11 protein-coding genes and 2 pseudogenes are annotated in these 16,449 nt (G+C 43.6%); 12 read left to right on the top strand and 1 reads right to left on the bottom strand.

The window, feature by feature from the left end:
* The 6 genes and pseudogenes from NDI35_RS26275 to NDI35_RS26250 all read left to right on the top strand — a co-directional run.
* Nucleotides 1–981 (top strand): annotated as a pseudogene (locus NDI35_RS26275) (hypothetical protein); the annotation flags it as partial.
* 15 nt (nt 982–996) lie between these two features.
* On the top strand, nt 997–2,730 hold the full coding sequence (locus tag NDI35_RS26270) for a ShlB/FhaC/HecB family hemolysin secretion/activation protein (protein WP_445315297.1): 1,734 nt from the start codon (nt 997–999) through the stop codon (nt 2,728–2,730).
* 410 nt (nt 2,731–3,140) lie between these two features.
* Nucleotides 3,141–3,812 carry a response regulator gene (locus NDI35_RS26265; protein ID WP_445315296.1) on the top strand — a complete coding sequence of 224 codons (672 nt, stop codon included), beginning with the start codon at nt 3,141–3,143 and terminating at the stop codon, nt 3,810–3,812.
* 24 nt (nt 3,813–3,836) lie between these two features.
* The gene (locus tag NDI35_RS26260; RefSeq protein WP_445315295.1) at nt 3,837–5,786 is read left to right on the top strand and encodes a sensor histidine kinase; all 1,950 of its coding nucleotides are present in this window, start codon (nt 3,837–3,839) and stop codon (nt 5,784–5,786) included.
* Nucleotides 5,787–6,298: 512 nt separating this feature from the next.
* Nucleotides 6,299–7,081, top strand: a complete 783-nt coding sequence (locus NDI35_RS26255; protein WP_445315294.1) for a DUF928 domain-containing protein — start codon at nt 6,299–6,301, stop codon at nt 7,079–7,081.
* 17 nt (nt 7,082–7,098) lie between these two features.
* A complete protein-coding gene (locus NDI35_RS26250; protein WP_445315293.1) occupies nt 7,099–7,278 on the top strand; it encodes a hypothetical protein in 180 nt (59 codons plus the stop codon).
* Nucleotides 7,279–7,703: 425 nt separating this feature from the next.
* Here NDI35_RS26250 and NDI35_RS26245 read toward each other — a convergent pair whose 3' ends face one another.
* Nucleotides 7,704–8,180, bottom strand: coding sequence for a transposase (locus NDI35_RS26245; protein WP_445315292.1), 477 nt, complete (start codon nt 8,178–8,180; stop codon nt 7,704–7,706).
* A 399-nt stretch (nt 8,181–8,579) separates the two neighbouring features.
* Between NDI35_RS26245 and NDI35_RS26240 the strand changes: the two are divergent.
* The 6 genes and pseudogenes from NDI35_RS26240 to NDI35_RS26215 all read left to right on the top strand — a co-directional run bounded on the left by NDI35_RS26240 (nt 8,580) and on the right by NDI35_RS26215 (nt 16,195).
* Nucleotides 8,580–9,086, top strand: a pseudogene (locus NDI35_RS26240) (hypothetical protein).
* Nucleotides 9,087–9,930: 844 nt separating this feature from the next.
* The gene (locus tag NDI35_RS26235) at nt 9,931–10,512 is read left to right on the top strand and encodes a CAP family protein (RefSeq protein ID WP_445315291.1); all 582 of its coding nucleotides are present in this window, start codon (nt 9,931–9,933) and stop codon (nt 10,510–10,512) included.
* An 81-nt stretch (nt 10,513–10,593) separates the two neighbouring features.
* Nucleotides 10,594–11,145, top strand: coding sequence for a hypothetical protein (locus tag NDI35_RS26230; RefSeq protein ID WP_333078920.1), 552 nt, complete (start codon nt 10,594–10,596; stop codon nt 11,143–11,145).
* A gap of 285 nt (nt 11,146–11,430) precedes the next feature.
* On the top strand, nt 11,431–11,898 hold the full coding sequence (locus NDI35_RS26225; RefSeq protein WP_445315290.1) for a hypothetical protein: 468 nt from the start codon (nt 11,431–11,433) through the stop codon (nt 11,896–11,898).
* 319 nt (nt 11,899–12,217) lie between these two features.
* Entirely contained in the window at nt 12,218–13,432 is a 1,215-nt protein-coding gene (locus NDI35_RS26220) for a leucine-rich repeat domain-containing protein (protein ID WP_445315289.1), read from the top strand.
* 1,350 nt (nt 13,433–14,782) lie between these two features.
* Complete coding sequence (locus NDI35_RS26215) at nt 14,783–16,195, top strand: leucine-rich repeat domain-containing protein (RefSeq protein WP_445315288.1); 1,413 nt, start codon at nt 14,783–14,785, stop codon at nt 16,193–16,195.
* Nucleotides 16,196–16,449: the final 254 nt, after the last annotated feature.

Genomic DNA, 16,449 nt, shown 5'->3' with positions numbered 1-16,449 from the left:
CGGCGCTTGCTGGTGCGCGATGGGGCACAGGTATCAGCCACTACTTTCGGTTCGGGCAAGGGTGGCAGCTTGCAGATTATGGCAACGGATTCGGTTGAGTTGATTGGTAGATCGGTCGATGGTCAGTTTCCCAGTGGCTTGTTTGCTTCTAGTGAAGGGAGTGGGGATGCAGGGAATTTAAGGATTGACACGGGGGGCTTGCTGGTGCGTGATCGTGCACAGGTATCCAGCAGCAGCGCGCGAGAAGGAACAGCAGGCAATATCAACATTACAGCCCGCGATACCCTACAAGCTAACAATGGCGGGATCTCAACCACCTCCGCTCGATCTTCCGGGGGAAGTATTGACATCAAAGCTTCTAATATTCGCCTATCGGGCAACAGTGACATCACCAGCAGCGTTAACTCTGGTGCAGGCGGTGGTGGCAACATAGACATAAAAGCTGACTCCATCCTCGCTTTCGACGACAGCGATATCCTCGCTTTTGCCCGTAATGGCAGAGGTGGAAATATCACCCTCGACACTAGAGTCTTCTTCGGCGAAAGCTACCGTCCAGCACCTCGCGATATTGACCCTCGTACACTCTCACGCAATAATCGAGTCGATATTAACGCCACTGGTAATCTTGCTTCGGGAAATATCGCCCTACCCGATACCACCTCCATCCAAAACAGTCTCACCGAGTTACCGGAAAATCGGATTGACACCGACAGCCTTCTGGCCTCTAGCTGCATTGTCCGTCGCGATCGACCAACGACGGGAAGTTTTACCGTCACGGGTACTGGTGGCTTACCGCAACGCCCTGGAGATGTCCAAATGTCCGACTTTCCCACAGTAGATGTGGAAACTTTACCCAGCGACACCACATCCTCAAATACCAACCCAAATCGTTCTTGGCAAAAAGGCGATCCAATTGTAGAACCCCAAGGCGTGTATCGACTGCCGAATGGGAAACTTGTTATGAGTCGAGAATGTCCTTAATTCACTAACAAAAATATGTACCCAATCTTCAGGTGGGTTGCCCTTTCAGGTTCAAGCATCGCGACATCAACTTGCATTACCCTCAGTGCGATCGCCCAATCCGCACCGCCACCAGGTGTCACCATTCCCCCTAACGCACCAGACGCGATCGAACAAACGATTCCCAATCCCTCTTTTACACCCCGTCCTCTCCCCGATGAAACCCCTTCACCACCACCGGCACCCGAACTGCAAACTCCCCCAATTCAAGAGTCACCTGAAGTTACTTCCCCGTCGGGCGATCGCTTTTTCATCAAAAAAGTAGAATTGCTGGGAAACACGGTCTTAGAGGACGAAATTGCCAAATTAATTCAGCCTTACGAGAACCGTTCAGTCACGTTTGAAGAGTTACTCGAACTGCGATCGGCGATTATTCAACTCTATATTAAAAACCGCTACATTACCTCTGGAGCCTTCCTGCCCAACAATCAAGACCTCAGCAGCGGTACAGTCAAAATTCAAGTTGTAGAGGGCGAACTCGAACGGATTGAAATCGGTGGGTTAAATCGATTGCGAGAAGGATACGTGCGATCGCGCCTAGAACTTGCCACCTCTACCCCCTTAAACCAACAACGTTTAGAAGAAGCCTTGCAACTGTTGCAACTCGATCCGCTGATCGAGAGGGTAAATGCCGAGTTAACCGCAGGCAGCACTCCAGGCCGCAATATCTTGCGAATCAATCTCAAAGAAGCCCCTGCCTTTCACAGTGCGATCGTACTGGATAACAACCAATCTCCCAGCATTGGTTCAGTCCAAGGTAGCGTACAAGTCAGTCATGATAATCTGTTGGGATTTGGCGATCGCTTATTAGCCCAATACGGTCGTACTGAAGGACTCGACCTCTACGACATCAACTATACTATCCCCGTGAATGCTCGTAACGGTGCCCTTAACTTCCGCTATAACAATGGCGATAGCCGAATTATAGAACGAGAGTTCCGGGATATCGGTATTAGAAGCGAAACTCAAACCTATTCCGTCAATTTCCGCCAGCCCATTACCAGAACACCGACCCGTGAATTTGCATTAAGCTTAGGTTTAGATCGGCGTCGCAGCCAAACGTATATCCTCGACGATCGGCCCTTTTCCTTCACAGAAGGTCCTGAAAAAGGCGAATCTAAAGTTACAGTAATTCGGTTTTCTCAAGATTGGGTCGATCGGGGCACGAGACGAGTCTTAGCCGCCCGCTCTCAATTCAGTCTAGGGATAGATGCCTTTGATGCAACTGTCAACAATACGGGAACAGATGGGCGATTTTTTTCCTGGTTGGGGCAATTTCAATTGGTGCAGCAGTTATCATCCAGAAATGTGCTAGTAGCGCGAATTGATGCTCAGCTAACTCCTAATTCTTTGCTACCTTTAGAACGCTTCAGTATTGGTGGAGTCGATACAGTTCGCGGCTACCGACAAAACCAACTCGTTGCCGACAATGGCATTCTGGGTTCAGTTGAAGTTCGCATTCCCCTCACGTCAGATACCAGTACACTGCAGTTAGCGCCTGCTTTTGAAATCGGAACTGTCTGGAATAACCAAGATCTTGACCCTGACCCAGCTACAATTGCCAGTTTAGGACTGGGTTTGCGATGGCAGATTGCCCCCGATTTATTGTTGCGCTTAGACTACGGCCTCCCCTTAATTTCAGTTGGCGATCGGGGAAACTCGCTGCAAGATAAGGGTATCTACTTTTCAGTACGCTATCAGCCGTTTTGAAGTAGGCTGTAGTAGTTTGCTAACCTAACTGCATATTTGTGCGATCGAGTTTGCACACTTGTGCAATATATTTTCTAGCTGATTTCTATATCATATAAAATGAAACCAATTTCATCACTTAAATCGACGATTTGCCTGACTTATACTAAATCCGCGTTTTCTACCACATTTATAATTAACCACAGAGAGCGTACAGAGTACAGAGAGAGGGAGAGAGTATAAAGGGGATACTAAACCCTGATTTGGTATCATTAACTGAAGCAAAAAACTTAAATAAACCTAAAAAAACGCGCTCTTTCGTAGTTATTTTGATAATAAAAACATACTTTCCCCAATCAGCTCAAGCTAAATGCTTACTGGCTAAGGAATTACCAATTACCAATTACCAATTACCAATTACGGTTTCAACAATGAGCCAAGATTTACCAGAGCCAAGCACACTCAAAATACTTGTAGTGGATGACCACGAACTAATCTTAAGCGGAACGATCGACTTGCTGAAACGGCAGTACCCACAAGCCGAAATCCTTACCGCTAAAACAACCCAGAATGCTCTCGAACAGGTCGCATCATTTATGCCAGACTTAGTTATTATGGATCTTTCCCTACCAGAAACCTTCGGGCACACTGCCGAAATCAATCGAGGCATAAAAAGCCTGGGAACTTTAATGAAAAACTATCCCACCCTAAATTTGGTTGTGCAAAGCAGTTATGTCAAAGCACTGGTGCGGATTAAACCAGATATCGACGCTCATGAAGGAGGGTTTACCGTAGCTGACAAAGGACTTTCCAGCGAGGAGATGTTGAAGCGCATTGACTTGGCACTCAAAGGAGTTACCCATACCAAAGATTTGAAAATGCCACCAGGGGAAGTCAAGCCAGAGTGGCTTGAGGTACTCAATCTCGCTTTTGAAGAAGAATTGGAAGATAAAGGCATTGCCGATCGTATGAACCTATCCCTCAGAACAGTACGCCACTACTGGACAAAAGTTCAAGACGTTTTAGGGGTTTACCCGGAAGATGGCAAAAGTCTCCGCATTCAAACGGAAAAACGAGCTCGAGAAGAGGGGTTTATTGATTGATCTGTTTTGTTAAGGAAGAAACTATTGTTACGCACTATTTCGAGCAAAATTAGAAAAGAATTTACCATCGGGTCTAGAGGAACACTGCCAGGAATTGTTGCTATAGCTCTGATTGTACTTGTTCGTTTGAGTGGAGCGCTGCAATTGATAGAATGGGTGACTTTCGACTCGTTTCTGAGGCTGCGACCATCGGAACCTATCGACGAACGAATTGTGATTGTGGGAATTGATGAAGCCGATATCCAACGTATCAGAAATTACCCTATACCCGATCGCGAAATTGCCAAACTGTTAAGAAAGTTGCAGAAGTACCAGCCCAGAGTTATCGGTCTTGATATTGTTAAAGATCTACCCGTTGAACCCGGTAATGCCGAACTGGTTGCAACTTTTAAAGATATCAAAAATTTGATTGTAGTGGAAAAAATTCTACCCGATTTTATTAAGCCGCCCCCCGACTTACCCTCAGAAAAAATCGGTTTTATAGATTACCTTTCCGATGATGACGGCAAGGTCAGGCGTGCAATACTAGGAATAAAGAGACCTGAAAACGATAAAAAATACGCCTTTTCCCTGCCTTTGCGACTGGCAGAAACCTATCTCAAAGCTGAAGGCATTGAAGTGAGCAATGGCATTCGCGATCGCGAGGCGATGCGGTTTGGTTCGACCGAACTTCCTCGCTTTTTACCCTATTCTGGAGGCTACGCGGGCGCTGATGATTTTGGCGTTCAGCTACTCCTCAATTATCGCAACGGTCGGAAACGATTTCGCACGCTATCCCTTCAAAATATTAACGATATTGAAGCCGACAAAGGTAATCCTAATGGGCTGCGCGATACCTTTGGCGATCGCATTGTTCTAATTGGGATAACGGCTCCTAGTATTAAAGATTTTGTCAATACTTCTGCGATCTCTAATTTAGAACCGCCTGGGAAAATTTATGGCGTAGAATTTCATGCTCATGTTGCCAGCCAAATCGTCAGTGCAGTTCTCGATGGACGACCCGTTTTAAAAACCTGGTCGCAGGGTTGGGAATATCTTTGGATTGTCGCTTGGGGCGTTTTAGCTATTTATCTCGGTCGGCTGACTCAATCTCCATTAAAAAACCTCGTATATGTTGCCGCTGCCAGTCTTGGGTTAGTTGGAATTAGTTATGCTTTCATCGTCGGGGGATGGTGGATTCCCGCAGCACCAGCTTTATTAGTTTTGGTGATTAATGGTGCCATCTTGAACACTTTCTATCAATACGATCGATTTTTAAGGTTTCAGATTGAGCTCCGCCAACACACCATTGAACGGACATTTGTTATAATTCATAATGGCCCTTTGCAAACACTAGCCAATATTTTGAGGCACGTTCAAGACCAGGATTTAGAACCAAATCAATTGCTCGAAGAACTGAAAAATCTGAACTGGGAAATCAGAGAAGTCGGCGAATACCTGAAACTCGAAGCTCTCGATCGAAATGAAAGCCTCCGTCTCGGCAGCGGTCTAATCCTAGACTTAAAGCTACCGATTCGCGACCTTCTCTATGAAGTCTACAGCCATACGCTACAGCGAAATTTTCCTTCTTTTAAAACGCTCAAAGTTAAAGCTTATTCGTTCGAGCCAATTGAAGAGCAATACTTAAGCCTGGAACAAAAGCGAGAACTCTGCCAATTTCTGGAAGAAGCACTGTGCAATGTCGGAAAACACGCTAAAAATTTGACCCGTCTCAGTGCTATTGGCAAGCAAAACAAAGGCTGGTACAGCCTAAGTATTAAAGATAATGGATCTAGCATTTGCTCTTCCTATGAAGGTCGAGGAACAAAGCAGTGTCTAAATCTCGCAAAAAAATTAAAAGGAAAATTTAAGCGAACCTGTCTCGGAGAGAAAGGGACTTTGTGTGAGTTAACTTGGCCCATTACGGAGACAAACTGGAATTTTGCTAGTATAAAACGTAACTTCACAACCAAGATTTTGAAAGGCAGGAGCTAGACCCCTCGTTATTGTGAACCTCACTTAAACGAGAATTGCTATATCCAAAACAGCCTCACCGAGTTACCCGAAAATTAGATTAATACGGAGGGTCAATAAGATTGCCGAGTTGTGCAATTATAACTACCTTAAAAAGCGACAGGAAATACAAACTCAAGCAATTAACTTGGCACAAGCTACTCTAGTTGGATCTAATCTATTTATTTATTATAGGACTAATACTCACACAGACGCCCTAAAAAACAAGGAGAAAAACAAAAAGGGTTGACCAACTGGTTGGTTACTTTGGCAATGAGCACAATACCCCAATAGAGGATCTAAGGTATGAGAAAAAACGCACAAAATCAAACAAGCCATGAATATTGTGAGATTAGGTGACTATGATTTAGAAGTTGAACAACTTCCTAATCAATTAAGGCATCGGCAATTTGATGTTACCATAGTTAACAATCAGTTAGGACAAAAAACTAAATTAGCTATTAAATAATTAAAAAAGGAAAAAGGGCTAAGTTATGATGTCAATTCAATGGTTCTTTAACAAACGCCTCAACATCAAAATACTCACCAGTTGTGCCTTGAGTTTAACGCTGATTGTAACTCCGGCAGTTCTGGCGGGTTATGCACCTGGCGATCAAAAGCCTCCCCCTCGAGAAAGAACATCGGATGGAGGAACGACTAGAGGGTGTTCTGGAGGAGATATGCCACTAACCGTTCTCGCCCCTGTGAACTACATAGGACGAACGATTTCTCGATACCCTACGTTCGCTTGGTTTGTGCCTAATGATTCTGCCTCCAAGCCAATAAAACTCACGATTTACGAGTGGGTTCCAGGTGCTAAACCCCAACAAGTTCGCGAGATATCCTTGCAGAGTTCACCGGGAATTATGAAATTATCTCCGTTCTCGAATAGCGAACAAGGACTGCAACAGGAGAAACAATATCTTTGGCAAGTTGTTATCAATTGCGACCCAGATAACCCATCAGGCGATCTAGTAAGCGAGGCAACTATTGAGGTTGTAGCAATGCCTGCTGCCGTGCAAAGTAAACTCAACAAAGCAGTAAATAGCGTTGAGAAAGCTAATATCTATGCTGAGGCAGGTTTATGGTACAACGCGCTAGATGAAGCGCTCAAACTCGCCCAAGCGTCGAAACTGGGAGAAATAGGTTCAACTTTGTTAAAAGATTTGGCTGTGTCGGAAGCACCAAAAACTACTTCACAATTGTCGCCAAAAGAACGCTCCGCTCGCGCGAAACAAATTGAAAACTTGAAGCAGATTGCAGACAGTACACGCTAACTAACCTCTAAGCAGTAATGAAAAACAACACTTCACGTCGTGCAGTTTTACAAGGTTTGATGGCTAGTGCAATTGTTATCGGGTTTGATGTAGCCAATCGTTCTTGGATGACATCGGCCAGTGCCATATCTTTGTTTGAAACTTTGCCACCTCTTTCTGGAGTTCTTTACTTCAGAAAGAGGTGGCAACGAGTCTAAAGAGGTTGCTCCATCAGCTTTATAGCTCTTAATTCCCTCTGATAAAATGCTCGCCCCTTAGGAAATAAACTCATCATGGACTCTACCCACTCCTGACAGGAGTCCAAGGCAATCAACCAATTTTCCCCCGATAAACCAATCCAAAACTTACTATGTCTTCTTCTATTTCTCCCTGGCTCTTTGAGACGGCATACATATTTTTACTGTCCTTGAAGCTGGGTTCTCTTCCCTTGTAACCATGCTGCCGTCATCGCCAAGGCTATTAAAATAATCAAACCAATTAATTTGTCAAGGAAGCTTAACAACGTTCTAGGTTAGATTCTCCAGTTTTACAGTCTTTAAACATTGCTTCGATGCCGTAACGTTGACCGTAAATTGCGATTGCACTTGTTCTTGTCTGGGAGATTTGTTAGCAAATACCAAGGTTAATCTTCTTGTTGACCTCGATATTTGCGTTGACCTGATGCTACCAGGTTAAACCGAGAAAAACCTTTCTTTTGAGTCAAACTAATTTTTGGATAGAAAAGATGAATTCCTGGGTGGACTGGTATGGTATCTAACGAGCAAAAGTTTTTTTTTTCGCAAAAGGTTGTATTGCCTTTTTGACGGAAGACAAAACTTAGATGCTGGCGGTGCAACCACTGCGCCAGCTCTATGCTGTAAAATTCCCGGTCGCCAATAATTACTAATTTATATCTTTTCAACAGCCGAATTACTGGGCGCAATACTTGTTGCTGTTCGGCGAGATTAGAAGCCCCTTTTTTGTCGAGCAGCGTCCAGAATATGGGAAACGCCCTTTCTTGAACGAGATCACTTACCATTAAGACATTATGTTCTTGACCTTGGGTTCTATCCAAGGCAATGACTAATTGACGAACGGCTTTGAGCTGACGGGATATCACTTGGCAAGACGATCGGGAACCACAGTATGAGTATGCTGAGTGCTTTAATCTTTAAAAATCGTTGTATGTGACGGCGACGGCTACGAAGCAATAGCGGTAACTGTAGGGTAGCAGCTAATCTTTCGATTCTAACTTCTTTCGCTCGACTTTAACAACCATACTAGCATCTGGAGGGTGAGTAATTGTGCAGGGGTGAGATATTTTTGGAGGATATCGTGATAGAATGAGGGCAACATTATTATTTATTGGGTCTTGTGATATTAGCAAGACCCTTCTTTTTTATCACAACTGGGTGCTTTTTCACTATTGAGATTATTTTGTCAATAAGCCGAATTTTTTGAGGCGTGTCGATCGCGCGAAAACATTTGCCTGTAAAGGTTCAGGGGCGCTTGTCGCCCCCTGAAGGATAAGTCTTACTTTGACTTTCTGAATCGTTTAGCTGACACAGTTGCCTACCTTAAATCCATCGGCGTTTGGTCTTATCCTCATCCCTGGTAAAATTTGTTTTTGCCTGGTAGCGCAGTTGAAAACTTTGTTGGTAAATTCGTTTCTACCTTAACACTAGCTAATACAGGTCAAGGGCCAATTCTGCTAGATCCAGTCAACACAAACCGTTTTCGTCTACCCTTGTTCCTGGTTCCCACAGAAGAGATCGTGTTTCTGTTTGCTATTTTGCGAACCGCAGCACCACCAGAGGATACTGTAGTTACACGAATGCTGTCTGATAATCGCAGACTATTTGAGCAAAACCGTGACTTAGGTGGTTACAGATATTCCGTAGATGCTATTCCCTTCTCCCAAAACGATTGGCGACAGAACTTTCGTCCGGTTTGGGACAAGTTGGTCAGTGCAAAACGACGTTACGATCCTAACAATTTGCTAACTCCTGGTCAGAGTATTTTTTAGCGACTGATTGGCGTTCTCACTTTGGTATTCCAGATGAAGATAATTTTTGGACTTGACTGAGCTTGACAAATTACTTGGTTTTTGGTTTTAACTGAACCGTATTGACCCCACCCTACAGCCAGTTACCGATGAGGATAAAGGGTGCTCGTTTTTGCAAATATTCACCAGCTTAGCTCGGTTATAAATGTCAAAATAGTCGCTTGGTTCAATCTATTTCAGCGTTGTTAGTTTACACAACATCACTTCACTTCTTAGAGTAAGAGTAATTTCAAATTACCCTTGCACAGTTGTGCAATGATAACTACATTAAAAAGCAATAGGAAATACAAACTTAAGCACTAAACTTGGCACAAACTACTCTAGTTTCATCCAATATACTTATTTATCGTATTACTACTACCAACCACACGCTCACCAGAAAAACCAAGGAGAAAAACAAAAATGGCTTACAAACTGATTACTTTGGCAACTGTACACAATATTGTCACCAAAAGAACGGGAGGCTCGCGCTAAACAAATTGAAACCTTGAAGCAGATTGCAGATAGCGCAAGCTAGTTAACCAAATCTTGAATTTAAAGATGCGTTACTGAACTGGCAGAGCAAAGTTAAACCAACCATTTTCATAAAAGGCTGTCAAATCTTGAGTGGTGTAATTTGGAGTGGAGAAAATGGGTATACTGAGCTCATGTTGGAACAGCTTACACCATAAGCTATTTAGGATAAAAGCCATGAACCAAACAATCTCTGTCCATGCCAATGCCTGTACTACGGTTTCAAGAATATCGGGCTAAAGTGTTGGCGATATATTTACTTTTGACATCTACCACATTTTAGGAGATGGTAATGAATCAGCCCCAAATGATGAGATTGACTTCGATAGGATTAGTCAGCATTCTGTTACTGGGAACGCTGAGCAAGGGTGCAGGAGGACAAACCTCCATCGCTCAGGCGACTTTACGTAATAGCCTCCTGTCTAAGCACAATACCTATCGCAACGCGCATCGTAGCTCTGCAATGACCCTCAATGATTCTCTTAACAGCACCGCTCAATCTTGGGCTAAGCAGATAGCAAGGACTGGAGTGTTGGCACATAGTTCCTCCCGCCAACGGAACGGTGCTGGAGAAAACCTTTATGTTTTCTATACGACGGCGGGTTCTATAGCTACAGATGCTCTCGCTAACAGCGCGATAAAAACCTGGTACGACGAAGTAGCAAAATATAACTACACTAATCCAGGATTTGCTACCACTACTGGACATTTTACTCAAGTAGTTTGGAAGAGCAGTACCCAATTAGGCTGTGGTGCAGCACAAGGCACCAAAACGCTTCAGGGCAAACAGCATCAAGCTTTCTATGTAGTCTGCCATTATGCTCCTGCGGGTAATGTGACAGGGCAGTTTCCAGCTAATGTCCTGAAACCGTAGTTACTGCTCTTGTGTCACTCTAAGCTTTTTTAGCTAGCTTCTAAACAGAAGGTTTAAAAAACACATCCTGATATTAATGACATGAAAATCAAAGTGACTGACTTTATTGTTTTTGGAACTTGCGCTATTCTTTGTGGGACGGCGACAATTACTATTCCAGCTCTGTCTGCTTTAGATACAAGTGTTGAGGCTATAACTTTTTATAGCTATCATGATAATAATCCACCGAACAGCAGAGCAATTAAATATCCCAAAGTACACAAAGAAGCTGGTGGGCGGGGAACTTATGAAGATCCAATTACGATTGCAGTACCCGAAAGTTTCCCGGCAAAACCTGGAACTTGGCTTTATGTAAGGGGGCTGCAAAAGTACATGATTGTAGAAGATTTATGTGGAGATTCACCATGCGGGGACCATGGAACCCAGAATTTTATTGATGTCTGGATGGAGAGCAATGAAAAAAACAATAAAGAAGTTGTAAAGAAATGTCAGGAAAAATGGACTAAGCGAACTAGAGATGGGGATCTGCCAAAGGCAGTGGTGTTCGATCCACCCAAAAATTTGCCAGTAAATACTACCCCATTTTTTGACACTAAAACTAATAAGTGCAATGAACCACCCAAAGGTTGGTAAAGGCATAACGTATATTAGTAGCTTCTCATCAATAAGCTAGAATACCTTTAGTATTTTGTGGGGAGTTTTCCTTTAATGTTTTACTGAAAACACCAGCCTTAAGAATAGTTATTGAATCGGAAGCATTTCATTTTTGTAAAAGCTAAAAAAATTGTTTGTTTAATTTATTTCTTCCACTTTTTTATAAGCTTTTATGGCCTACTCCGATTTAATATCGTAGAGGAATGCTTTCACAATGGAAATCCAAAACGTAGATTCACCTTGTAAAAATAAAGAAAAACACAAATGCCTATCCAAGAATTTTTGCAACTTTTCTCCAAAATAACCCTTAAAAGTTTTATTATAGGGGCAGTGATCGGCTTGTTTACTTACACCTTTGGCTCTTTTTTCGGAGATATAAATGGAGGGACTCAGGCTGCCTACGATCTAGGAGGGTTTTTAATGGAAGCTTTGGGAGCAATAATAGTTAGCTGCTACTGCTATTTTGTAATTAAATTTTGGCACAAAAAAAAATGGCGTTTATTGAGTAGACAACAACGATTTATTGCTAGATTTATTTCAGCATTATCTAGTTTTTTAACTTTCTATTTTACTTATCAATCAGGTTTCCGTGAGCGTATTGAAGAACGTCTACATTGGGGAGAGGCTATAAGCTATATGATTATATATGGAATAGTCTGTGTTGTATTTGGAGGAGCTATTGAATCTCTAGTTGAACTGAATGCTAACTCTCTCCCTCAAAATAAGAACTAACCCTTTGTCTAAGTTTAAATACTTGTGGATAGCCTATATATTTTTATCGCTATCCCTATTGTATGCCCGCCTAGCATTAACCACCTGGTTATAGAAATGGGGAAATAAAGACATCTGCCATTTATAAAAACGGCTGACTAAACTCTTAACAGCCATTTATAAAAATGGGTAGGTAAAGATATTAACCATTTATATAAATGGCGATGATTAACAAAGTACAAGATACGTTTGCCCCAGCGCAAATGGCACCCCTTCGGTAAAATTTTGATGTCGGACGTTCCCGAAGCTTTTGCATAAAAATCCACACAGGTTATTCCCTATGATTTCATTAGCCCTTGTTTTCATGTTGGTGGTATCGAGTCAGTCGCAAAATAGTGGAAATGCACCTTCCTCATGGGTCGTGCAGAAACAACCGGGCGATAGTGGACGGACATTTGCTGATTGGTGTCGCGAAAAGGCTTCTTTGAGTCCTGAAACTAAACATACTGTTGAGGTGTTGTTGGAGAGAGCGGAAACTACTGAGTGCGAGGCGGCGGATCGACAACTTTCGAGTCTCACGAGACTCACCCTCAACAACAATCAAATCAAGGACATCAAACCGCTAACATCCTTGACTAACCTGACTACGCTCTCCCTCGACAGCAATCAGATCGGGGACATCGAACCGCTAGCATCCTTGACTAACCTGACTTTCCTCTCCCTCGACAGCAATCAGATCGGGGACATCAAACCGCTAGCATCCTTGACTAACCTGACTTTCCTCTCCCTCGGCAGCAATCAAATCAGCGACATCGAACCGCTAATATCCTTGACTAAACTGAGTTGGCTCAACCTTGACAAAAATCCAATCAAGGACATCAAACCGTTAGCATCCTTGACTAAACTGAATCAGCTCGCCCTCGATGGCAATCAAATCAAGGACATCAAACCGCTAGCATCTTTGACTCATCTGACCGAGCTCTACCTCGAAAACAATCAAATCAGCGACATCAAACCGCTAGCATCCTTGACTAACCTGGCTTTGCTCTCCCTCTACAACAATCAAATTAGCGACATCAAACCGCTAGCATCCTTGACTAACCTGACTGTACTCTCCCTTTACAACAATCAAATCAGCGACATCAAACCGCTAGCATCCTTGACTAACTTGGCTGCGCTCGACCTCGATAAGAATCAAATTAGCGACATCAAACCACCAGCCCCGACATCACCTATCACACAAACCCGCCTCACTTCTCGCCATGACCTAGATCACATCGCGGAGAAACTGGCTGTTTCTTCGCAATCACATCCACTTGCTGGTTTCTGGAAATATGGCGATTGCTCCAATCCCTGGGGGTTAGCAATTGCTCCTGCAGGGAAAGGCCTCTACTCAATTTCGTTTTGTGGCCCTGGTGGGTGCTTTGTGCCAGGTACTTATCGGCCCAATAGTCCCATAGTCGGCGACCGAAGTTATCGTGTAGTTAACAACAATACAATTGATGTTGAGGGGCGTGACGGCTTCACTCGTTCCATCCGCTGTCCATCACGCTAAGAGCCGTCAACAACGGGCTAACAAGTCGCTGCACACCGACAACCTACAGTCTTTGGTCGCAAGCTCCTTGCGCTTCCGGTTGCGGATGAGCTCTGGCTTTAGGTTGCCAAATGCTGACCGTGTACTGGGGTCGATCACAGCTAGCCACAGGGAACCGAAAACTAATATCAGGGTGACAGTATCCAAAATTCGATTTTTCAATACCTAACCTCCGACACCCGCAGGCTGGGTCAGGATAGCTACATAACCTGAGATAGCTGTATTGGGGGTATAGCCGAGATACGCGCATTCCGAGGACACGACGTAAAGTTTTGTAACAAGATCACCTTTTCAATATCCCGTTCGGACTTTGGTTCGGCTTCAACGGTGAGTTCAGCCGAGCTGCACAGCGAAGCTAAACGCCAAGCGTGAAGTTGCCAACACTCAGTTAGCGAAGGCAGAGTATTGGTTATACTCTGCCTCCGTACAGACCCAAACAGCGTCCATCTTTTACTGCTAAACATTTCAGGCTTTGCTACTTCAAGTCATTTTGTCTTATATTTACAAAACTTTACGTCGTGTCCTCGGAAAGCCCGTATCTCGGCTATACCCCTGATAAGTTTGCTTTGTTATTCATTACCGTTTCTATAAGTGACGGATGTCAAAGTTAAACCAACCATTTTCATAAAAGGCTGTCAAATCTTGAGTGGTGTAATTTGGAGTGGAAAAAATGGGTATACTGAGCTCATGTTGGAACAGCTTACACCATAAGCTATTTAGGATAAAAGCCCTGAACCAAACAATCTCTGTCAAATCTTGAGTGGTGTAATTTGTAGTGGAAAAAATAGGTATAGTGAGCTCATGTTAGAACAGCTTACACCATAAACTATTTAGGATAAAAGCCATAAACCAAACAATCTCTCTTAAATCTTGAGTGGTGTAATTTTGAGTGGAGAAAATGGGTATACTGAACTCATGTTGGAACAGCTTACACCATAAGCTAATTAAGATAAAAGCCCTGAAACCAACCATCTTTCTCAAATCTTAAGTGGTGTAATTTGGAGTGGAAAAAATGGGTATACTGAGCTCATGGTGGAACAGCTTACACCATAAGCTAATTAAGATAAAAGCCCTGAACAAAACAATCTTTCTCAAATCTTGAGTGGTGTAATTTGGAGTGGAGAAAATGGGTATACTGAGCTCATGGTGGAACAGCTTACACCATAAGCTAATTAAGATAAAAGCCCTGAACAAAACACTTTCTGTCACTGCCAATGGTTTGTACCACGGTTTCAAGAACGTCGGGCTAAAGTCAGCTAAAGTGTTGGCGATATCTTTACTTTTGACATCTACCACATTTTAGGAGATGCTATGAATCAGCCCCAATTGATGAGATTGACTTCGATAGGATTGGCCAGCATTCTGTTACTGGGAATATTTGGTAAGTCGCTAATTAGTGGAAATGAACCTTTCTCATGGCTCGTGCAGAAACAACGGGGCGATAGTGAAGGGACATTTGCTAATTGGTGTCGCAAAAAGGCTTCTTTGAGTGTTGAAACTAAACATACTGTTGAGGTGTTGTTGAAGAAGGCGGGAACTACTGAGTGCGAAGCGGCTGATCGACAACTTTCGAGTCTCACGAAACTAAAGCTCGACAAAAATCAAATCCGTGACATCAAACCGCTAGCATCTTTGACTCACCTGGATTGGCTCTCCCTCGACAACAATCAAATCAGCGACATCAAACCGCTAGCATCCTTGACTAAACTGAATTACCTCGCCCTCACCCACAATCAAATCAAGGACATCAAACCGCTAGCATCCTTGACTAAACTGAATTACCTCGCCCTCACCCACAATCAAATCAAGGACATCAAACCGCTAGCATCCTTGACTACATTGACTCATCTCTGGCTCAACAAAAATCAAATCCGTGACATCAAACCGCTAGCATCCTTGACTAAACTGAATTACCTCTCCCTCGACAAAAATCAAATCCGTGACATCAAACCGCTAGCATCCTTGACTAAACTGAATTACCTCTCCCTCGACAGCAATCAGATCGGGGATATCGAACCGCTAGCATCCTTGACTAAACTGAATTACCTCTCCCTCACCAGCAATCAGATCGGGGATATCGAACCGCTAGCATCCTTGACTAAACTGAATTACCTCTTCCTCGACAGCAATCAGATCGGGGATATCGAACCGCTAGCATCCTTGACTAACCTGACTTCGCTCAACCTCAACAACAATAAAATTAAGGACATCAAACCGCTAGCATCTTTAGGCCCCTCCCATAATTCTTGTGGGGTAGGCATCCTGGCTCCCGTTAACAGGCTTTTTGGGAGATGTCTCTTGACTAACCTGACTGTACTCGATCTCCACAACAATCAAATCAGCGACATCAAACCGCTAGCATCTTTAACTAACCTGACTTCGCTCAACCTCAACAACAATAAAATCAAGGACATCAAACCGCTAGCATCTTTAGGCTCCTCCCATAATTCTTGTGGGGTAGGCATCTTGGCTGCCGTTAACAGGCTTTTTGAGAGATGTCTCTTGACTAACCTGACTGTACTCGATCTCCACAACAATCAAATTAGCGACATCAAACCGCTAGCATCTTTAACTAACCTGACCGATCTCAACCTCAACAACAATCAAATCAAGGACATTAAACCGCTAGCATCCTTGACTAAACTGACCACTCTTTACCTCAGCAGAAATTCGAGCGCACCCAAGACTTGTCCTCTCAAGCCAGAGTCTATCTGTAATTGGTAACAAGAACCTAGCTCTTAAAACTTGAGAGTTCAGAAAATTAGAGTATCCCCAACAAGAACAAGGTTTTGGAGTGAGTGAGAAATTACCCTATCCTCGCCTAAAGCTCCCAGCGGGATTTTTACGACTGGCCGCCATGGTCTTCTTCGTAGTCACAATTAAAAAATCGGCCATCGGAAAAATAGTCGCCTGCCCGTCCGGCTGAGGACACCAAAAACTCCTGTGTCACGCGCTTGAAACTACTGAGCGTTCTTGCT

This window comes from Microcoleus vaginatus FACHB-2002 (assembly GCF_040004035.1).
GTDB lineage: Bacteria > Cyanobacteriota > Cyanobacteriia > Cyanobacteriales > Microcoleaceae > Microcoleus > Microcoleus vaginatus_C.
The sequence above is the reverse complement of the archived record's forward strand: the minus strand, read 5'-3'. Positions and strand labels throughout refer to the sequence as shown.

Bases quoted from the DNA above. Each gene is read 5' to 3' on its own strand.
- NDI35_RS26270 (WP_445315297.1), top strand. From the start codon at position 997: ATGTACCCAATCTTCAGGTGGGTTGCCCTTTCAGGTTCAAGCATCGCG.
- NDI35_RS26265 (WP_445315296.1), top strand. From the start codon at position 3,141: ATGAGCCAAGATTTACCAGAGCCAAGCACACTCAAAATACTTGTAGTG.
- NDI35_RS26255 (WP_445315294.1), top strand. From the start codon at position 6,299: ATGATGTCAATTCAATGGTTCTTTAACAAACGCCTCAACATCAAAATA.
- NDI35_RS26250 (WP_445315293.1), top strand. From the start codon at position 7,099: ATGAAAAACAACACTTCACGTCGTGCAGTTTTACAAGGTTTGATGGCT.
- NDI35_RS26235 (WP_445315291.1), top strand. From the start codon at position 9,931: ATGAATCAGCCCCAAATGATGAGATTGACTTCGATAGGATTAGTCAGC.
- NDI35_RS26230 (WP_333078920.1), top strand. From the start codon at position 10,594: ATGAAAATCAAAGTGACTGACTTTATTGTTTTTGGAACTTGCGCTATT.
- NDI35_RS26225 (WP_445315290.1), top strand. From the start codon at position 11,431: ATGCCTATCCAAGAATTTTTGCAACTTTTCTCCAAAATAACCCTTAAA.
- NDI35_RS26220 (WP_445315289.1), top strand. From the start codon at position 12,218: ATGATTTCATTAGCCCTTGTTTTCATGTTGGTGGTATCGAGTCAGTCG.
- NDI35_RS26215 (WP_445315288.1), top strand. From the start codon at position 14,783: ATGAATCAGCCCCAATTGATGAGATTGACTTCGATAGGATTGGCCAGC.